Source organism: Mesobacillus subterraneus, assembly GCF_000934845.1.
Lineage (GTDB): Bacteria > Bacillota > Bacilli > Bacillales > Cytobacillaceae > Mesobacillus > Mesobacillus stamsii.
Window position 1 is genome coordinate 1 of sequence record NZ_JXIQ01000119.1, and the last position, 19,586, is coordinate 19,586.

A 19,586-nucleotide genomic window follows, 5' to 3' on the forward strand; every position below is an offset into this window, starting at 1 on the left:
TGGAGAGTTCGGTAACATATTGGAGGAATATGTGCCCGAAAAGCAGAAAAGTTGGAGAGTACGGTAACATATTGGAGGAACATTTTTTCCTGCCATGAATAACTTGTTCTATTTTTAGGACAAAGGATTAAAATAGTTATAGACATGTTTGTACGAGGGGGAGAATCTATGGCGAGAAAGATGGGTTTTTACGGGGTGATCGCCTATGTGCTCTATGGGTTTGTGGTGTACTGGTATTTATTTTCCTTTGCAGATGCAAATTTACCATTTGAGTATGAGGGATCGAAGGCTGACCCGGCAACATTCTTGAATGGCAGAGAACTGATGCTGAGTGAGGAATATTCAAAAATTAGGAATTTGTTATTCTTCCTGTCTACACCATTTGAGTGGCTATTTTACTTTTTAATTTTGCTGTTGGGCCTTTCAAAGGCTTTTAAGAGATGGGGAGAAGAGACGTCGAAAAATAAATATGGCCAGACAGCGATTTATGTATTCTGGCTGTCATTCTTTGCTTATATCGCTACTTTTCCTCTAAGTTACATTAGTTACACGCTTTCGAAAACCTATAATATATCAACACAATCCTTTGCTGCCTGGATGAAGGATGAACTGATCGATTTCTGGGTCAACTATGCCTTTATGTTTGTGATTGTCATTGTCCTTTACTGGCTGATGAACAAGTTCAAGACGTATTGGTGGCTGTTTGCATGGCTGTTCTCCGTGCCGTTTACTTTGTTCATCATGTTCCTGCAGCCAGTTGTGATTGATCCGCTGTACAATGATTTTACCCCGCTGAAAAATAAAGAACTGGAGACAAAGATTCTGGATCTTGCCGCGCAAGCGAACATCCCTGCGGAGCATGTTTTCGAAGTTGATATGGCGGAGAAGACGAATGCTCTTAATGCCTATGTGACGGGAATTGGATCCAATTCAAGGATTGTCCTCTGGGATACGACATTGAATAAATTGAACGATGACCAAATCCTGTTCATAATGGCCCATGAAATGGCCCATTATGTGGAGAAACATATATATATTGGGATTGCCGGATACTTGTTGATGTCATTGATTGGCCTCTACCTTGTCTCAAGATTGCTGAATTGGGCTATCAAACGATGGGGCAAGGAATTCAAATTGAAGCATCCAGGAGACTTGAGGTCACTCCCATTGTTTCTGATGTTCCTCTCCATGATGTTGTTTGCTGCAAGCCCTATCACCAATCTTGTTTCACGCTACCAGGAAACACGTGCAGACGACTATGCAATCGAAATGACGGGCAATACCGATGCAGCGATTTCTGCTTTCCAGGAATTGACGAAAGCGGGCCTCAGCCAGGTTAATCCACCTTGGCTGGTGAAAATTTTTCGCTACGGCCATCCGACCATGCTGGAGAGAATTTCAAGACTGGAAGAGTATGAAATCCAGAAGCGAAATGGCAACTGAAAAATAACTGTGAAAAATCCTCTAACCGAGGTTTTTCCTTTTATCAATGAAAAATCCCCTATATAGGGGATTTCACTCATTTATGTTCCGAATTGTTTGTTAAGGTCATTTAACTCTTTCGTCAAGTTCAAAAACAGGAGTTTGTCACGATCATCGATCGCTTTGTCGATTCTGTTCATCAACTTTTCTCTTCTGGTATTCAGCTGAATTTCGGAGACTAGCATGTCAACATATAGGTCGAGAACAAACGATTCCTTGGCTTTGATGCGTTTCATCACACTGGCCTTCATGGTTTCAGAATACGAATTCTCTTTCACTGACCTCACCTCTTAGACCTTTTTTTTATTATATGGAGGATGCGAAAAATAATCAACTAATTTTTATAATTTTTAGAAAATTTTTTATCGAAAGTGTAATTGTGACTAAAAACAGAACTTTTTCAGTTTTTAAAGAAAATTTTAGCAATTATGTTAAAATAGGGCGTAAGGTATTTTTGGAGGTGAAGGTATGACAGGGAACCCAAGAAATTTAGTTGACGAATATGAAATAAATCCGTTTACAATGATCATTTTACCAGAAGATTATGGCAGCAAGATTTACTCGAGGATCATTGAACTGGAAGAGGAGTATGTATCCCCTTTTAGACCAATCGATCTTATCAAAAAAAGCTGTAGTTATTTTGGCAGCAGTTACGAAGGCAGGAAAGAAGGAACAAAACAGCTTACCGGGATTACCCATAAAACCCCAATCATAATTGACCCTATAAGCTCCATTTATTTCATGCCGACAAGCTCACCCACGAAGCCGGACTGCATTTGGGTATCACATGAGCATGTATTATTCCATAAAAAAGTAGATTCTCAAAGTACGCAAGTTACCTTCAGGAACAAAAAAACCATAGTTTTGCCGGTATCCCATCATTCATTTGAAAATCAGCTGCTTCGGACATCGATGCTGCGCACAAAATTCATGCAGCGCATGAAAGAAACGGAACGGAAAGCACTGTATTTGTTGCATGGTCCAAAATTCAGTGAAGTACAGGGTTATTCTCATATTAATCTGGTCAGCGAGTCCTATAAAGACTAACAAACAAAGGGGAATTCGGTTGTTTAGCCGGATTCCTTTTCAATTGTTTCCAAAACCGGCATAAATCGTTTGAATAGGTAGTGGATCATTAAATCCTGGACTTTGTTGCGGATACGGGGATTGAAGTAATTATGGTATTCTTCGTATCCTTTGTAAAGGAAGAGAAACATAGTGAAGGCATCATCTCTTTTTACTTCTTCTACTTTGAGCTGATTCTTTTTAAGATAGATTTTCACTTGTGCAAGTTCTTTCTGAACGGCTTTCATTGTTTGTTCGATTAGCTCCAAATAAGGCTTCTTTAATTTAAATGGACTATTTTCTACGACAGAAAGATCCCGGTTAAGCACGACCAGCACCATTGGCAAATAGATGGCTTGCTCCATCATATCGCGGTCTTTTTCAGGAATCCTTGTCATGTTGCTCTGCCCCTTTATTATAAAATAAGAACATAGGTTCGTAATCATCGTAATGGATTTTGAACAGAATTTCAAGAGGGTAAATGATTTTTCTTGTATTATTATCTTTTCCAAATTAGCAGCGAAGTTGTGAAAAAGTTTCCACAGAAAGCAGGAAATTTATTTCTGTTATCGAAATAAGAATAGTTAAGAAATCCATTTTTTACGAGAAAGAAGGTTAGCTGGATGGAAAAAAGATTGATCAAGCCAGAAGATTTATTTGAATTGAAATCCGTTACAGATCCCCAGTATTCACCGGATGGAAAAAAGTGTGTATTTGTGCTGACGGAGATGTTGGAGGGAAAAAATGATTATGCCTCTAATCTATACATAATTGATATAGAAAATAGCGGGGAGCCGAAACAATGGACATATGGTGAGAACCGAAATCAATCACCAAGGTGGTCGCCGGACGGAACGGAGCTGGCATTCGTTTCGAACCGCAATGGGAAGAATCAAATCTTTGTTCTGGATGCTGCGGGCGGCGAGGCAAAGCAGGTGACGGATTTCAAGAATGGTGCAAGTGACCCAGTTTGGTCGCCGGACGGTAAAAAAATTGCTTGTTCGGTATCGTTAAAACCGGATGAGGATTTGTTTGAGAAAGCGGAAGAGAAGAAGGATGACAAGAAACTAGAGCCGTTCGTGGCAATAGAAATGAAGTATAAATCAGATGCTGCTGGCTTCTGGGATGGAAAGTACAAGCAAATTGTAATCGTCAGTGTTATAGATGGAGAGGCAGAGCTGGTTGCAAAAGGAGAGATGGACTCCCATTTGCAATGCTGGGCTCCTGATGGCAAAAGCCTTGTATTGTCGGCAGATGAGTCTCCAGAGCGGGATTTTTCTTTCAAAAGTGATTTATGGATACTGGACATACAGTCTGGAGTTAAAACGAAGCTTACCAATGGCAAAGGGTATTTTGGCGATGCTGTTTTTTCTCCTGATGGAAAACACATTGGTTATACGGGGCATGAGCGGGAGTTTGAAAATGCAACATTGAGCCAGTTGTATATTCTGAGCTTGGAGACAGGACATGTGCAATGCCTCACAGAAAACATGGATATCCTTGTCGGTGATGCGGTTGCGGCTGATTTTCAGCAAGGAGCCCACAGCCCGGGGTTGATTTGGGGGGAAGACAGTGAAAGCCTTTATTTCCTTGCCACCGACCAGGGCAGCACAGTTTTGTATTTCGCTACTCTAAATGGAGAAGTGTACCCAACTCTGCTTAATCAGCAGCATGTATACGGTTATACGCTGGACCGGAAAAATCAGAGAATGATTGCCGCAATCAGCAATCCGGTGCTTCCAGGGGAACTGTTCCAACTGGAAGCAACCACTGGTGAGATAAAGCAACTGACTTCAGTGAATGAAAAATTCCTTGCGTCGATTACTTTAGCTCAGCCCGAACAAATTTCATTCGAAGCCAGTGATGGCACGCCGCTCCACGGGTGGATCATGAAGCCAGCAAGATATGAAGTGGGCAAAAAATATCCGCTCATTCTAGAAGTGCATGGCGGCCCGCACGCGATGTATGCAAACTCTTATTTCAACGAATTTCAGGTGCTTGCTGCAGCAGGGTATGGAGTTCTTTATATCAATCCGCGCGGCAGTCATGGCTATGGCCAGCAGTTCGTCAATGCCGTTCGCGGGGATTATGGCGGCGGGGATTACCAGGATGTCATGGATGCCGTCGATTATGCGCTGCAAAACTACGACTTCATCGACAAGAATCGATTGGGTGTGACCGGAGGCAGCTATGGCGGATTCATGACGAACTGGATCGTCGGGCACACAGACAAATTCAAAGCAGCCGTCACCCAGCGTTCAATTTCGAACTGGATCAGCTTCTATGGTGTCAGTGATATTGGCTATTATTTTACCGAGTGGCAAATCAAAGCAGACTTAAGCGATCTGGAAACATTATGGAAGCACTCGCCGCTTGCCTATGTCGATCAAATCACTACACCGCTGTTGATTCTTCACAGTGAAAAAGACTACCGCTGCCCGATTGAGCAAGCAGAGCAGCTGTTTATTGCTTTAAAAAGACAGGGGAAGGAAACAAAGTTTATTCGCTTTCCGGAATCGAATCACGAGCTTTCAAGAAGTGGAAAGCCGAATCTGCGTTTGAGCAGATTGGCGGCCATTGTTGACTGGTTCGATCTTCATCTGTAAAATATAAATCAGCATCCCCGCAGCAATTTATCATGCAGCGGGGTTTTTTATGTAAAAATTCTTCGTATTCGTTTAAGGTTATAGGGACAGAAGGAAAATACTAATGACAAGTAGCATTCAACTAAAAATCGGAAGGGTTTTTTAAAAATGAGATCTGACAAGTACCAGCGTTCAAAAAAAAGAAAAAGAATCAGATGGTCCAGCATTTTTTTGCTGCTGATTCTACTGGTGGGAGCGATGTTTATCTACGCGTATATGCAGTATCGCTCAGGAGTGAATCAATCGGAAAAAGGAACGGAACCAAAAAAGCAGGAATACCAATTCAATGGCGAGCGTGACCGTAATGGACTCACGAATATCCTATTGATTGGCAGCGACGCAAGAGGAGATGAACCTTCCCGATCGGATACGATTATGATTGCCAGTTATAATCCGGATAAAGAGTCGTATAAACTGACTTCGATTATGAGGGACACATACGTAGAAATTCCAGGGCATGGGATGAATAAAATCAATGCAGCCTTAGCGTTTGGTGGACCAGAATTACTGAGACAGACAATCAAGGACAATTTTGATATTAGCCTCCAATACTATTCAATTGTTAATTTTGAAGGGTTTGTTCGCCTGATTGATGAAGCGTTCCCTGATGGAGTGAAGGTCGATGTTGAAAAGAAAATGTCAAAGGGAATCGGTGTCACTTTGGAACCAGGCGTTCAAAGGCTGGATGGAAAGCATTTGCTTGGATATGTCCGCTTTCGGCAGGACGCAGTCGGAGACTTTGGCCGAGTCGAACGTCAGCAAAGTGTCCTAAAAGAGGTTGGCAAGGAATTTGCCAGCATTCAGACGCTTCCAAAGCTTCCTAAACTGATAGGAGTAGTCTCCCCTTTCGTCAATACCAATATGAATACGGGGGATATTTTATACATGGGAAAAGGCCTAATTTCAAAAGAAAACCGGGATATCGAAACGATGAGAATACCGGTGGAAGGTTTATTTGAAAATCAGAGGGTGAGCGGTGCCGGTGCAGTGCTAGCAATTGATTTAGAAGCCAATAGACAAGCCCTGCAGGAATTTTTAGCTAAATAGACGGGAAAGGTGTACAAATATCTAAAAAGAGGTAATAGAAATAAGCAGGACGATTCACGCCGACCAAGAAGGTGGTTTGAACAAGGAGATTTCAATGGATGTTATGTGGATGAAAGAATGGTTTACAATTGAAAATATTATGGATTTGCTCAGCCAATATCGTTCCTTGGGGCCGATACCGGGAATTTTGCTGCCGATGCTCGAAGCATTTTTGCCATTCTTGCCGTTGTTTTTATTTGTGATGGCGAATGCAAATGCTTTTGGACTGTGGCTTGGATTTCTCTTTTCCTGGACGGGTGCAGTAATCGGAGCGTTGCTTGTATTTCTGATTTTCCGCAAATATGGTCAAGGTCGACTTCTTCAATTTTTACAGAGGTATCCAAAAGTACAAAAAGGAATGAATTGGATTGAACGTCATGGTTTCGGGCCAATTTTTCTGATGCTGAGCTTTCCGTTTACACCTTCTGCCCTCGTCAATATCGTTGCCGGGCTGTCGAAAATCAGCATAGCTCAATATATGCTTGCCGTGATAACAGGAAAAATGGTGATGATTTTCACCATCAGTTTTGTAGGCTATGATATACGGGCGTTAATCACCAATCCTGTAAGGACGGCCCTCGTGTTAGTGGTAATTGCCATTCTGTGGTATATCGGCAAAAGAATTGAAGTGAAAATGAATATGAGTGTTCAAAAAAATAATAATGGGTAGAAAGTTTTGTGATTTGCATCTATCGGAAAAGACTCGCCAAATTTCGAGTCTTTTTTTATTTGCCATATGCTAGACTAACATTATGAATACAAAAATAGGGCGGAGATTTTATGCAGGGAACATTGCCATTGATCAAAACAAAACTGATTGTTCCCAGTGTGCAGGAACAATGGATCAGGCGAGCTGATTTTTCGAAAAAAATGAAAGCGATTACAAGTAAGCGGCTGACCATCATCCAAGCGGGAGCCGGTTATGGGAAGAGTACTGCTCTGGCAATGCATGTCAGGGACATGAATGAGCGATGCTGCTGGTATACCATTACTTCATCCGACGACGATATTCTCCCGTTTTTGTCCTATTTAACAGCCTCGATCCAAACGCTATTCCCGAATTTTGGCAAAGAATTAACAGCTTATATGAAAAGCATGGACCGTTATATAAGGGAAGAGGAATTAAGGATGCTTTCTTCCCTTTTCATCAATGAAACCTTGCAAATATCCGGTCCAATCATCGTCATTCTCGATGATTTTCACGCAATAGAACACTCTTATGATATCAATGTCTGGATGGAGAAGCTGCTTGAGCATATGCCAGATCATCTCCATCTTGTCCTGTCGACAAGGACGAAGCCGAGTTGGAAGTTACTTGCCAAAATGAAGGCAAGGAATGAAGTAAATGAGATTTCGAAAAGCGATTTGATTTTTGGCAAGGAAGAAATCGATTTACTGCTCTCTGACTATTATCAAATGACAATCAGTGATGAACAACTCGATCAATTGTATACGATAACGGAAGGATGGGTCATCGCAGTTGGGATGATTGCCCAGCAGCTTCCCCATCTTCGGAGTCTTGATGACCTGTTAACGGAACCTGCAAAGTCACTTGAGGACTTGTTTCAATATTTGGTTCATGAAGTATTCTCGAAACAGCCACCGATGATCCAGCAGTTCCTTGAGCAGACATGTATATTCGAGGAAATTAGTGCGGATGTATGTGATCACATCCTTGGCATGAACGGTTCTGTCCAGATGCTTGAGCAGTTGGCCGCGAAGAACCTGTTCATTCACCAGATTGGCGAAAATCAGTTTCGATACCATGCTCTTTTCCGTGAGTTTCTCGAGAACCAGCTGCTTACAAATCGTCCAGAGCATTACCTTCATTTAATGCTGATTAGTGGCCGCCATTTTGAAAAGAATGAACAATGGGAAGAAGCATTATACTGCTTTGAAAAGGCTGGACAATACGATGCTTGTGCTTCGATTATGGACAAACACGGATTGGAGCTTTTAGAGAGGGGCAAGCTCGAGAATCTTCAGGAGCGACTGGCAAAAATCCCAATTGGAAGTAAAAACCGCTATTGTTCCCTGTTTTTCCTGGAAGGGGAGGTATATCGGTACCGGTCCATGTACCAACAGGCAGAAAGATGCTATGAAAAAGCGATCAAGATCGCTGAGACCACTGCTAATGTCGAGTGGGAGAGCAAGGCGCTAGAGGGGAAAGCGAAAATATATCTTGACACAATTCAGCCACTGAAAGCAGAACGTATTTTGGCCCGGGCAATCGAACTCAGAGAAACAGCAAAGCTTGAAGATGCCACAAAGGAAACGGGAAGATTGTACAGACTGCTTGCTGAAAACCTGATTAATTCCGGACAGGCAGTCAAAGCCGAAAAATGGATTGAGCGAGCAAGGACGATGGGAGTGCAGATCGAAGAAGGAAACCTGGAGGCTCGCCTATACCTTAGGACCGGCCGATTCGCTGTGACTCGGAGGATTTTAACAGAGGGAAAGGAAGGGAACAAGCTTCAACTGCCTCAATCCCATCGGGAAACAGATTTGCTGCTGGCATTGATTGAAGTTTTTACAGGCAATGGCATGCAGGCGAAAATCCTGAGCCAATCAGGCATTGAATACGGAATCAGCAGCAAGGCACCGTTTGTGGAGGCCTGTGGTTGGATGAGGATGGGTCATGCCGTGCAGCTGATTGATCAATACGATCTGGAGCTGGCTGAAAAATGCTATGAAACTGCACTCGATATTATGGAGCGGCTAAGCATCGAAAGAGGCAAGGCGGAACCGCTGATGGGCCTTTGCCTACTTTATGGGTCAAGAAGGGAATACGAGCGGTCTGCAGAGGCTGGGAGAAAGGCGCTGCTTGAAACGGAACAGGTGAAGGATGTTTGGCTTTCTGCTTTGATCACACTTAGTATGGCAATCTCGGCCATTTACAATTCCAAATGGAAGGATGCGGTCGAGTTCCTGAGGAAAACCGAGGAGTTGTTTGATCAGTGTGGGGATGAGTTTGGCAAAATGCTGCTGTCCTTTTGGGAATCGGTTCTGTGTTTCACTTTAGGTGATGAAGAAGGCTTCAAATCGACGTTCACCAGCTTTTTAAAAAAAATGAAGGTTTTGGGGTATGAATTTTTCTTGAAAAAAAAGACGACATTTGGGCCCCGGGACTTGCAGGTATTCTCCCCGATGCTGATTCAGGCAATGAAGCTGTCCATTATTCCGGCATATACAGAGAAGCTGATGGACGATTTAAGAATACCACGCCTGAATACCCATCCTGGCTACACGTTACGAATTCAGACACTGGGACAATTCCGACTTTGGCTTGGAGACAGGGAAGTAGAGGAGAAAAGCTGGCAAAGAGGGAAGGCGAAGGAGCTATTTCAGCTGTTCTTGACAAAGAGGAATCAGTTCCTGATGAAAGAAGAGATCTTTCCATTATTGTGGCCTACATATGAGGAAAAGAACGCAGACAGGGATTTTAAAGTAGCGTTAAATGCATTAAACAATGTACTTGAACCTGCTCGGAAGGCAAGGGCAGCACCATTTTTCATCATCAGAGAAGGGGCAGGTTATGGAATCAATCCTTATGCATCGATAGAGTTAGATTCACATCTGTTTGAAGAATGGGCAGAAACCGGTCTACATGAGAAGAACACGGAAAAATCAATAGAAGAACTAGAGCGTGCCTTGCATTTATACAATGGGGATTATCTCCCGGAACGGAGATATGAAGACTGGTGTATCAATGAGCGGGAAAGGCTGCAGGTCTATTTTTTACGCAGTGCGGAAAAGGTAGCGCAGCTGAATGTAAGGCGGGAAAACTACGATTCTGCTATCTACTGGTGCCAAAAAATCCTCTATAAGGATCGAACATGGGAAGAAGCGTATCGGCTTTTGATGTTTTGCTATTATCGAAAAAACAATCGTCCTCAGGCAATAAGGTGGTATCAAAAATGTTGCTACGTACTGGAAGAAGAGCTAGGTGTCACCCCGCTCGAACCGACCAAGCATATGTATGACATGATCATCGAAGGAACGAATGCGTGACCCCTTCCTCAGCTGTAACTCATTTGTAACTGCTTTTTTTTAAGATGATGCTAAAGCTAGGTGGCTTTGATGCAACACTTTAAAGGGGGAGAGGAAATGAAAGCGGGGAAACGGAATTTTGCTTTATCTTTTATGCTCCTTTTGGTTCTGTTGTTCACGAGTGCCTGTAGCGGCTCAGGAACGGAGAAGTCAGGTGGAACCGAAGGAAAAGTCGGAAAAGAAGAACAAACGAACACGATACCAATCAAGATCGGGGTTTTGGCATCGCAAACAGGCGGATTGGAGGCTTATGGCAAGCAAACACTGCGCGGGTTTGAGCTTGGTCTGGAATATGCTACTGACGGAACCAGTGAAGTAGCCGGCCGAAAAATCGAATTCATCGTCGAGGATACAGAAACGAAACCAGAGGTAGCTGTTCAGAAAGCGACCAAGCTGCTGGAAGAGGATGAAGTAGATTTTCTTGTTGGTTCATCAAGCTCTGGGGACACACTAGCTGTTCTGCCGTTAGCTGAGGAATATGAAAAGATCATGATTGTAGAACCTGCTGTTGCGGACAGTATTACCGGTTCTGAATTCAATGAATATATTTTCCGCACAGCGCGAAATTCTTCACAGGATGCAGTAGCGGGTGCTGCGGCAATTGCTAAGAAAGGCGTAAAAATCGCCACGCTGGCACCTGATTATTCTTTTGGACGTGATGGTGTTTCTGCATTTAAAGAAGCTGCTGAAAAACTAGGCGCTGAAATCATTCATGAAGAATACGCAGACCCGGCCGCGACTGACTTCACTTCGAACATCCAGAAAATCATCGACCAGAAACCGGATTATTTATTCGTCGTTTGGGCTGGCGCAAACTCACCGTGGAACCAGATTGCAGACATGAAGGTCCAGGAGAAAGGCATCAAAATTTCTACCGGTGCTCCTGACATCGCTGCACTGGCAACGATGGAGCCGCTGATTGGCATGGAAGGTTTCACAGTTTACTATCATGATCTTCCCCAAAATGACATCAATAAATGGCTAGTGGACGAACATAAAAAAGCCTTTAATGGCGAACTGCCTGATCTGTTCACACCAGGAGGCATGACGGCTGCGATGGCCATCGTAGAAGCATTAAAGAAAACCGAAGGCGACGCGGACGCCAAGAAACTAATCAAAACCATGGAGGGCATGAGTTTCGAAACTCCGAAAGGCAAGATGATCTTCCGGGAAGAGGACCATCAGGCACTCCAGGCATTATATGCGATCAAGCTGGAGAAAAAGGCTGGAGTAAACTATCCAGTTCCAGTCCTGATTCGTGAACTGTCACCGGAAGAAACTGCTCCTCCGGTACGTAACTAGTCAGAAATGAACTTCGGTAAATCTGCCGAAGTTCATTATGCTTTTACTCCAAATTAAGGTGGTGAATGAATCATGACGGCAATTCTCGAAACAAAAAATCTCAGCATAATATTTGGCGGACATACCGCGGTGGACGCTGTCAGCATCTCGGTACCCCCTAACCATTTTAAATCGATCATTGGGCCAAACGGTGCAGGCAAGACGACTTTTTTTAACCTGTTAAGCGGTCAGCTTACTCCGACTGAAGGACAGGTATTCTTTAAGGGCAAGGAGATTACGAAGCTGTCTCCGACAAAAAGGACGAGAGCCGGAATCGGGCGTTCCTTCCAGATCACCAATGTCTTTCCAAACCTGACGGTGATCGAAAATGTCCGTCTTGCGGTCCAGTCACATGCGGGAATCCGCTATCAAATGTTTAAACACTTCCGGTCCTATAAAAAATTCGAGGAACAGGCAGAGGAGTGGCTGAAGCTTGTGCTGCTGGATGACAGAAAAGATGCACTTGCGATGAATCTTGCCCATGGCGAGAAAAGAAAACTTGAAATCGCGATGCTGCTCGCCTTGAACACAGAAGTGCTCCTGCTTGATGAACCGACAGCAGGAATGTCACTGGAAGAAGTGCCCGCGATTCTTGACGTAATCCGAAAAATCAAACAGCGGGGCGACAGGACGATTGTGTTGATTGAGCACAAAATGGATATGATCATGGACCTTTCTGATACAATCATGGTTTTGTTCAACGGCGCCTTGCTTGCTGATGGCACTCCGGAAGAAATCATGAAAAATGAGACAGTCCAGTCTGCATATTTGGGAGGGTTGCACCGTGAGCACGCTGCTAAAGCTTGATCAAATACAAACATTCATCGGCCAGTACCATATCCTACAAGGAGTGTCTTTTGAGGTGCCGAAAGGGGAAGTAACGGTACTACTCGGACGGAATGGTGCCGGGAAGACAACGACGCTCAGGACCATCATGGGCTTGAATCCGGCTGCCAAAGGATCTGTTTTATTGAAAGGGGAGGAAATCAAAAGCCTGCCAACCTACACAATCGCCAATAAAGGGATCGGTTATGTGCCGGAAGATCAGGGGATTTTTGCGGACCTGACCGTCGAAGAGAACATCAAGGTAGCAGTCAAAAAAGAAAATGATGAGACCAGACAACGGCTTGACTGGATACTGAATCTGTTCCCAGACTTGAAAAAGTTTTGGAACAAGCCAGGCGGACTGCTGAGTGGAGGGCAAAAACAAATGCTGTCGATTGCCAGGGCCTATGTCAATGACAACGAACTGCTGCTGATTGACGAACCAAGCAAGGGCCTGGCCCCGATAGTCGTCGAGAAGGTCATGGAATCGATCTTGCAAATGAAAGAAAAAACGACGATCATCCTCGTGGAGCAGAATTTCATGATGGCGAGCACGATCGGAGACAGCTTCTACATTATTGATGATGGCAGGACGGTTTCGAACGGTTCAATGAATATCCTGCGGGAGGATGAAGAAATGAGAAGGAAGTATCTCGGGATTGCTTGAGAAAGAGGGAAACAAGTGTGGACGTTTTGATTAACCTGAGCCTTAACGGGCTTGCCACAGGAATGCTGATTTTCCTTCTGGCAGCCGGTCTCACTTTAATTTTTGGGTTGATGGATGTGCTTAACTTTGCTCACGGTGGCTTGTTTGCCTGGGGAGCCTATAGCGGGATTTGGGTTTATACCTCGACAGGCAGCTTTTTTGCCGGGATCATCGGTGCCATTCTTACAGGGATGATTCTCGGAATCGTTACGGAACGATGGATTATCAAGCCGGTATACGGCAACCACGTACAGCAAATTTTGATCACGCTCGGCTTGATGCTTGTTTTATCTGAAATGCTAAAAGTCGTCTGGGGACCAAACCAGATTTCAGCAAAGACGCCTGATTATCTGTCGGGGAGCTGGGAGTTTGGCGGAATCATCATCATCAAATACCGTGTTTTTATTATTGCCGTCGGGTTCGCAGTATTCCTTGCCGTCCAATATTTGCTGAAAAAGACAAAGATCGGTCTTGTTGTCCGTGCGGGTGTCATGAACAAAGAAATGGTCCAGTCGCTTGGGATCAACATTCAGAAGGTATTCATGTTTGTATTCATGGTCGGGGCGGGGATGGCGTCACTCGGTGGAATGCTGCTCGGTCCGTATTCCGGCGTGATTTATGCTGATATGGGTATGGAATTTGCCATCCTTGCATTCATCGTTGTCGTCATCGGCGGTATGGGCAGCTTTACTGGCTCGGTGATGGCCGCTGTGTTAGTTGGTTTGTCAGGTTCCTTCATGGCTTATTATGTACCGGATCTGGCACTTGCTGCGAACATGCTGCTGATGGCAGTCGTATTGATTTTCAGGCCTCATGGCTTGTTCGGGGCAAAGGGGTGAAGCAGGGATGACAAGAATATTTACAGATCGCATGAACATTATCTATTTACTTGTTGCTGCATTTTTAGCTGTTTTCCCTTTTATTTATGATTCAAGAAGCATGCTCATTTTGTTCTCGCAGGTATTCATTTTTGCTGTGCTTGCGATGAGCTACGACATCCTGCTTGGATACACTGGTATCGTTTCCTTCGGACATGCGATGTTCTTCGGGATCGGTGCTTACACGGTTGGTATCTTTATGAAAAGATTTGAACCGGAAACGAGCTATTTTTTGCTGGCCGTATTGGTCACGATTTTCCTGACAGCGGTTGTCAGTTATTTCGTCGGCCTGCTCACGCTCAGGCTGAAAAGCCATTATTACGCAATGTTGACGATGGCCTTTGCCGGGCTGTTTCTCGTGCTTGCTGAAAAATGGCGGACCGTCACCTATGGCAATGATGGATTCACCTTTCGGGTTCCGGACTTTTTAAAGGACAGGACAGATTTTTACCTGCTTTGCCTTGGTTCCATGGTGATTGTGTTCATGTTACTGAAACGGTTCACGAACTCACCGCTCGGAAAAGTACTTCAAGCAATCCGGGAAAATGAACAAAGGACAGAGTCACTTGGATACAGTGTTCTGCAGTATAAAGTCATTGCAAGTATAGTGTCCGGAGTGATTGCTGGGATCGCCGGAATTTTGTATGCTGTCTCGCTTAGGTTTGTCAATACGAGTGTATTTACGATGGATATCACCCTTGATGCCTTGTTGATGACGATCATCGGTGGAGTCGGAACGCTTGTAGGTGCAATCATCGGCGCCGGGATCATCGAATTCTCTCATCACTGGTTGACAGAATTGGCAAAAGTCCACTGGATTTTTGAAAGATGGATCATCTTCTTTGGAATCATTTATATTCTTGCTGTCATGTTCTTCCCGATGGGCATTGTCGGATCTATAAAGAAATGGAAATTCAGCAGGAAGAAGAAAGTACCTGCGCCGGTACATTCTGATACCATCAATCAGGGCAAGTCATGATGGGAGTACAGCAAGTCACTTCATTCGTACTCCGCTTTCAACTTGCAGACATGGAAAACGAAACCGGCAAAAAATATTGGCGGGTTAAGGTCACTCATGTGCAGGAGGAAAAAGAAGCTTTGTTTCCATCAATCGATGAAGCAATGGCCTATATCAAGGGAATTGTGGAAGAGTGCTAGTTTTCTTACAAGGGGGATGAATAGGTGCAAATCGGGATTGTCAGCACAGGAATCTATCTTCCGGAATCGTATATAACAGGCGCGGAAATTGCCCGGGCAGCTGGAATTCCGGAAATGGTTGTGGAAGAAAAAATGGGGATCAAGAAAAAGTCTGTTCCCGGACCGGAAGATCATACGTGTGAGATGGGAATCAAGGCGGCAAGGAAGGCAATTGAAAAAGCGAATATGGATCCGCTGGAGATCGACTTGGTGATCTATATTGGAGAGGAATACAAGGAGTATTTATTATGGACTGCCGGAATCAAGCTTCAGGAAGAAATCGGCGCTTATAATGCCTGGGCATTTGATACCGCATTGCGTTGCGGTACGACAGTTATGGCATTGAAGCTCGCCAGGGGAATGATGCTGTCAGATCCTAATATAAAAACAGTATTGCTGGCAGGTGGCTATCGGAACGGGGATTTCATTGATTATCAGAATCCAAGAACCCGATTCATGTACAATCTCGGTGCCGGTGGCGGGGCGATTTTACTGAAAAAGGGCCATTCGGAAAACCTGTTGCTCGAAACCGAAATGATCACGGACGGGTCTTTTTCCGAGGATGTTGTGGTGGTTGCCGGGGGGACAAAGAATCCGATTTCAGCAGAAAATCTGGAGCGGGGACTGTATCAGCTTGATGTTTTGGATCCTCAGGGAATGAAAGACAGACTGGAGAAGAAATCGATGGCAAACTTCCTGAAAGTCATCCGCCGATCTGTCGAAAAAAGCGGTTTTTCAGAAAGAGATATTTCATACGTGGGAATGCTGCATATGAAACGTTCCGCACATGAGTTTGTATTACAGCAATTAGGACTAGGTGAATCAAATTCTATTTATCTCGAAGACTATGGCCACATCGGCCAGATTGACCAAATCCTGTCGCTAGAACTGGCGGAAAATGCCGGAAAGTTGAAGGACGGGGATGTTGCCGTCTTAGTCAGTGCCGGGATTGGCTACGCTTGGGGAGCAACAACAATACGCTGGGGAAAGGGTGAAGTTTGAATGGAGAAAATGGCTGTTAAGTTGAAAAGGGTTGATTTGCCAAACGGCGAAAGCGTTGCTTATCGGGAACGGGACGGCGGCGTGAAAAATGTCCTGTTGATTCACGGAAATATGACATCGTCCAAGCATTGGGATGTGCTGATGGATCAAATGGGACCGGAGTATAAACTATATGCGATGGATTTAAGAGGATTTGGCGGCTCCAGTTATCGTAAGCCAATCACGTCAATCAAGGATTTTTCCGATGATGTAAAGCTGTTTGTCGACGAGATCGGACTGAAGAATTTTGCACTTGTTGGCTGGTCGACTGGCGGGGCGGTAGGTATGCAGTTTGCCGCTGATTACCCGGGCTTCTGTGAAAAACTCGTGCTGCTCGCGTCTGCTTCAACAAGAGGCTATCCCTTCTTCGGAACGAGTGCAGAAGGCTTGCCTGATCTGAACAATCGTCTTGTTAGTTACGAGGAGGTTAAGGAAGACACTGGAAAAACGATTGCAGTCCAGACAGCATACGATGAGCAGAATAGACAATTTTTAAAGGCAATGTGGAATATGTTGATTTATACCGAGCGTCAGCCGGAAGCAGCTCATTATGATGAGTATGTCGATGATATGCTGACACAGCGAAATCTGGCAGAGGTATATCATTCTCTCAATAGATTTAATATTAGTGGCGTAGATAATGGTTTAGGAATAGGGACAGATCAGGTGAAGGACATTCAGATTCCCGTCCTCGTCCTCCGCGGTGACCGCGATCAAGTTGTCACAAGCAGGATGACAGAGGAGGTAGTGGAGGACTTTGCAGGACGTGCAAAATTTGCAGCGTTGAAGAATTGCGGCCATTCCCCGCTTGTGGATGACCTAGACCAGCTGTTAAAGCATATCGAGGGATTTTTAGCGGATTAGGAAGGTATTTTTAAAGTAGCGATCATTCCCAGAATTTACTAACCTGGAGTAAATTCGAGCCGTCCGGCAATAAATTTCTCCTAACCGTTGATAAAATCGTCCTAACCGTCGATAAAACCGTCTCAACCGTCGATAAAATCGTCTCAACCGTCGATAAAATCGTCTCAACCGTTGATATAACCTCTTCAACCGGCAGAAAGTCATCGAACTGGCATTTATATCAATCCAATTGCTATGCAAACTTCCATATCTCACTAATATGAGCCAAAATATCTTAGGAAATTTTTTCATAATAGCTTTTACATGCACCACACCAATAATTAATGGTTAACTTCTCTCTAAAAGTGGTAAATGGCATTAAAAAGAATGAGGTGCTGCATATGGAAGAGCAAAAACAAAAGTATTACTTTAATATCGAGAGCGGCGAGGTGCTGGAAAAGCCTGCAGATCCGGATGGCCATTTCTTTACTTTGTTTGCAACAGGAGGAGAAATGGAGGAACTGCGTGCGTATTTAGAAGAAAACTATCAAGCAGATTGGGCGGCATACGGCGAGTCCCATCTGCACCCTTTCCAGAACCAGGAACGGGAGCATGCAGAATTTGACAAGGCTTTGAAGGAGATTTATAGACGGATTTACAAATTGGGCGATGCAGAGGCAAAGAATCATGTGCGAAATATGGGCATCTTGTCAGAAGAAGAGTTAATTAAATAAGCAATCCGAACACCATGGCCAGTCAGGCTGTGGTGTTTTTTTGCACTCGATGTAACTATCCTGTAACTCCTAATCTATAAAATAAAACCCATCACGTCGAGAGGGAGAGATTGCGGTGAGGTGGGAGCTCGATTGGTTTGAATCAAGAGCACGACTGACGCCGAACGCTGCAGCGATTGCCGATGCCAGTACAGGTCAGGAATGGTCGTTCAGAGAAGTAAATGAACGAGCCAAGGCAGTTGCGGCATGGCTGCAGGAGAAGGGTGTCGAAAAAGGCGACAGGATTGCACTACTTGCGCCAAATGAAATCAGTTATTTCGATTTATTGTTCGCCTGCGGAAAAATTGGTGCAATTTTTGTGCCATTAAACTGGAGGCTATCCATTGCTGAATTAACCTTTATTATTCAAGACAGTGAACCAAAGCTTCTAGCATTCCATTCAAAATTCACAAAAGAAGTTACGATGGTCTGGAATCAAGCCAGCGAGTGCTTCCAAATCAATGGTTCAAACTATCAGGATTTGATTACTAGCCAGAAGCCAATCCAACCTGTCGATCTCGATGAAGAAGATCCGCTGGCAATGATTTATACCGGGGGGACGACCGGGAAGCCAAAAGGTGCTGTTCTGTCCCACCGAGCGATCACCTGGAACAGTATTTCGACTATCGCAAGCTGGAACCTGACTGAAAAGGACAAGACAATCACCTATTTACCTTTATTTCACACAGGCGGGCTGAACGCCCTATCGGTCCCAATCCTGATGGTAGGAGGGACGGTCGTACTGGCGGATGACTTTACCCCCAAAAAAGCAATGAAACATTTAATCAGATACAAATGTACGATCATCCTGCTTGTACCGACAATGCACCACATGCTGGTAAAATCTGCAGAGTTCCAGCAAACGGAATTCATGGATAGGAAATTATTTTTATCTGGCGGTGCCCCATGCCCGTTGGATATCTATGAGGCATACCAACAAAAAGGCCTGATTTTCAAAGAGGGATACGGCTTGACAGAGGCTGGTCCGAATAATTTTTTCATTGACCCTTCAGATGCGGATGTAAAAAGAGGTTCGGTCGGCAAACCGATGTTATTTACCACCATCAAAATCCTTGGAGAAGATGGAAGCGAAGCGCCCCCAGGAGAAATCGGTGAATTGGCAATCAAAGGCAAGCATGCCTTCTCGTATTATTGGAACAATGACAGGGCGACTGAAAATGCCTGGAAGGACGGATGGCTTCACACCGGCGATCTTGCCAGACAGGACGAAGAAGGATATTTCTATATCGTCGGCAGAAAAAAGGAAATGATCATCACAGGCGGAGAAAACGTCTATCCCTTGGAAATCGAGCATTGGCTCAGCTCCCATCCTTCCATCAGAGAGGCGGCCGTAGTCGGTGTTCACGATGAAAAATGGGGGGAAGCCGTGACGGCATTCCTTGTCCTTGAAAGAGATGCCATTTTAAGCGGAGAGGAAGTTAAGGAATATTGCCGAAAAAAGCTCGCTGGCTATAAAGTGCCGAAACAAATCCAGTTTATTGCCCAGATGCCAAAAACGCATGTCGGAAAAATCGACAAAAAACAGTTAAAGGAATTAGCAGCTAAAAATCAAAATCCAGTCAGTTAAGAATAGAGGTGGAAGTGCCCGCATAAGGGTATCTTTCCGCACGAAAGATGCCCTTATAGAGGTGAA

At 44.4% G+C, this 19,586-nt stretch carries 18 protein-coding genes; 16 read left to right on the top strand and 2 right to left on the bottom strand.

The annotated features are described in order from the left end of the window. Positions 1-168 precede the first annotated feature (168 nt). A complete protein-coding gene (locus UB32_RS14970; RefSeq protein ID WP_044395060.1) occupies positions 169-1,443 on the top strand; it encodes a M48 family metallopeptidase in 1,275 nt (424 codons plus the stop codon). A gap of 80 nt (positions 1,444-1,523) precedes the next feature. On the opposite strand, the gene UB32_RS14975 is transcribed toward UB32_RS14970, so the two are convergent. Further along, the gene (locus tag UB32_RS14975) at positions 1,524-1,760 is read right to left on the bottom strand and encodes an IDEAL domain-containing protein (protein WP_044395061.1); all 237 of its coding nucleotides are present in this window, start codon (positions 1,758-1,760) and stop codon (positions 1,524-1,526) included. Positions 1,761-1,950: 190 nt separating this feature from the next. Between UB32_RS14975 and UB32_RS14980 the strand changes: the two genes are divergently transcribed. Continuing rightward, positions 1,951-2,529 carry a competence protein ComK gene (locus UB32_RS14980; protein WP_044395063.1) on the top strand — a complete coding sequence of 193 codons (579 nt, stop codon included), beginning with the start codon at positions 1,951-1,953 and terminating at the stop codon, positions 2,527-2,529. Between the two features lie 23 nt (positions 2,530-2,552). Here UB32_RS14980 and UB32_RS14985 read toward each other — a convergent pair whose 3' ends face one another. Then, positions 2,553-2,945 carry a hypothetical protein gene (locus tag UB32_RS14985; RefSeq protein WP_044395065.1) on the bottom strand — a complete coding sequence of 131 codons (393 nt, stop codon included), beginning with the start codon at positions 2,943-2,945 and terminating at the stop codon, positions 2,553-2,555. Between the two features lie 225 nt (positions 2,946-3,170). Between UB32_RS14985 and UB32_RS14990 the strand changes: the two genes are divergently transcribed. The 14 genes from UB32_RS14990 to UB32_RS15055 all read left to right on the top strand — a co-directional run bounded on the left by UB32_RS14990 (position 3,171) and on the right by UB32_RS15055 (position 19,520). Continuing rightward, entirely contained in the window at positions 3,171-5,153 is a 1,983-nt protein-coding gene (locus UB32_RS14990; protein ID WP_044395067.1) for a S9 family peptidase, read from the top strand. A 147-nt stretch (positions 5,154-5,300) separates the two neighbouring features. Continuing rightward, entirely contained in the window at positions 5,301-6,239 is a 939-nt protein-coding gene (locus UB32_RS14995) for an LCP family protein (protein WP_044395069.1), read from the top strand. A 94-nt stretch (positions 6,240-6,333) separates the two neighbouring features. Continuing rightward, entirely contained in the window at positions 6,334-6,948 is a 615-nt protein-coding gene (locus UB32_RS15000; RefSeq protein ID WP_044395071.1) for a TVP38/TMEM64 family protein, read from the top strand. Positions 6,949-7,058: 110 nt separating this feature from the next. Continuing rightward, positions 7,059-10,289, top strand: coding sequence for a BTAD domain-containing putative transcriptional regulator (locus UB32_RS15005; protein WP_044395073.1), 3,231 nt, complete (start codon positions 7,059-7,061; stop codon positions 10,287-10,289). Between the two features lie 96 nt (positions 10,290-10,385). After that, positions 10,386-11,630 (top strand): substrate-binding domain-containing protein, encoded by a 1,245-nt coding sequence (locus UB32_RS15010; RefSeq protein WP_044395096.1) that lies wholly within the window; start codon positions 10,386-10,388, stop codon positions 11,628-11,630. Between the two features lie 72 nt (positions 11,631-11,702). After that, positions 11,703-12,476 carry an ABC transporter ATP-binding protein gene (locus UB32_RS15015; protein ID WP_044395075.1) on the top strand — a complete coding sequence of 258 codons (774 nt, stop codon included), beginning with the start codon at positions 11,703-11,705 and terminating at the stop codon, positions 12,474-12,476. Next, positions 12,454-13,161, top strand: coding sequence for an ABC transporter ATP-binding protein (locus UB32_RS15020; RefSeq protein ID WP_044395077.1), 708 nt, complete (start codon positions 12,454-12,456; stop codon positions 13,159-13,161). The genes UB32_RS15015 and UB32_RS15020 overlap by 23 nt, the downstream gene beginning before the upstream one ends. Positions 13,162-13,178: 17 nt before the next feature. Next, entirely contained in the window at positions 13,179-14,039 is an 861-nt protein-coding gene (locus UB32_RS15025; RefSeq protein ID WP_044395079.1) for a branched-chain amino acid ABC transporter permease, read from the top strand. A 7-nt stretch (positions 14,040-14,046) separates the two neighbouring features. Beyond that, positions 14,047-15,057, top strand: a complete 1,011-nt coding sequence (locus UB32_RS15030) for a branched-chain amino acid ABC transporter permease (RefSeq protein WP_044395081.1) — start codon at positions 14,047-14,049, stop codon at positions 15,055-15,057. Then, positions 15,054-15,236: a hypothetical protein gene (locus UB32_RS15035; RefSeq protein ID WP_128721562.1), complete on the top strand. Its 183-nt coding sequence runs from the start codon at positions 15,054-15,056 to the stop codon at positions 15,234-15,236. The genes UB32_RS15030 and UB32_RS15035 overlap by 4 nt, the downstream gene beginning before the upstream one ends. 24 nt (positions 15,237-15,260) lie before the next feature. Next, positions 15,261-16,277, top strand: a complete 1,017-nt coding sequence (locus UB32_RS15040) for a 3-oxoacyl-ACP synthase (RefSeq protein WP_044395086.1) — start codon at positions 15,261-15,263, stop codon at positions 16,275-16,277. Continuing rightward, positions 16,278-17,180 (top strand): intracellular short-chain-length polyhydroxyalkanoate depolymerase, encoded by a 903-nt coding sequence (gene phaZ / locus UB32_RS15045; RefSeq protein ID WP_044395089.1) that lies wholly within the window; start codon positions 16,278-16,280, stop codon positions 17,178-17,180. It begins immediately after the preceding gene. Positions 17,181-17,560: 380 nt separating this feature from the next. Further along, complete coding sequence (locus UB32_RS15050; RefSeq protein WP_044395092.1) at positions 17,561-17,893, top strand: hypothetical protein; 333 nt, start codon at positions 17,561-17,563, stop codon at positions 17,891-17,893. Between the two features lie 115 nt (positions 17,894-18,008). Then, positions 18,009-19,520: a class I adenylate-forming enzyme family protein gene (locus UB32_RS15055; protein WP_044395094.1), complete on the top strand. Its 1,512-nt coding sequence runs from the start codon at positions 18,009-18,011 to the stop codon at positions 19,518-19,520. Positions 19,521-19,586 lie beyond the last annotated feature (66 nt).

What these genes read in the sequence shown, in the direction of transcription:
- UB32_RS15035 (WP_128721562.1), top strand. Translation starts at nt 15,054, where the DNA reads ATGATGGGAGTACAGCAAGTCACTTCATTCGTACTCCGCTTTCAACTT.
- UB32_RS14980 (WP_044395063.1), top strand. Translation starts at nt 1,951, where the DNA reads ATGACAGGGAACCCAAGAAATTTAGTTGACGAATATGAAATAAATCCG.
- UB32_RS15030 (WP_044395081.1), top strand. Translation starts at nt 14,047, where the DNA reads ATGACAAGAATATTTACAGATCGCATGAACATTATCTATTTACTTGTT.
- UB32_RS14995 (WP_044395069.1), top strand. Translation starts at nt 5,301, where the DNA reads ATGAGATCTGACAAGTACCAGCGTTCAAAAAAAAGAAAAAGAATCAGA.
- UB32_RS14985 (WP_044395065.1), bottom strand. Translation starts at nt 2,945, where the DNA reads ATGACAAGGATTCCTGAAAAAGACCGCGATATGATGGAGCAAGCCATC.
- UB32_RS15005 (WP_044395073.1), top strand. Translation starts at nt 7,059, where the DNA reads ATGCAGGGAACATTGCCATTGATCAAAACAAAACTGATTGTTCCCAGT.
- phaZ (WP_044395089.1), top strand. Translation starts at nt 16,278, where the DNA reads ATGGAGAAAATGGCTGTTAAGTTGAAAAGGGTTGATTTGCCAAACGGC.
- UB32_RS15050 (WP_044395092.1), top strand. Translation starts at nt 17,561, where the DNA reads ATGGAAGAGCAAAAACAAAAGTATTACTTTAATATCGAGAGCGGCGAG.
- UB32_RS15015 (WP_044395075.1), top strand. Translation starts at nt 11,703, where the DNA reads ATGACGGCAATTCTCGAAACAAAAAATCTCAGCATAATATTTGGCGGA.
- UB32_RS14990 (WP_044395067.1), top strand. Translation starts at nt 3,171, where the DNA reads ATGGAAAAAAGATTGATCAAGCCAGAAGATTTATTTGAATTGAAATCC.
- UB32_RS15010 (WP_044395096.1), top strand. Translation starts at nt 10,386, where the DNA reads ATGAAAGCGGGGAAACGGAATTTTGCTTTATCTTTTATGCTCCTTTTG.
- UB32_RS15000 (WP_044395071.1), top strand. Translation starts at nt 6,334, where the DNA reads ATGGATGTTATGTGGATGAAAGAATGGTTTACAATTGAAAATATTATG.
- UB32_RS14970 (WP_044395060.1), top strand. Translation starts at nt 169, where the DNA reads ATGGCGAGAAAGATGGGTTTTTACGGGGTGATCGCCTATGTGCTCTAT.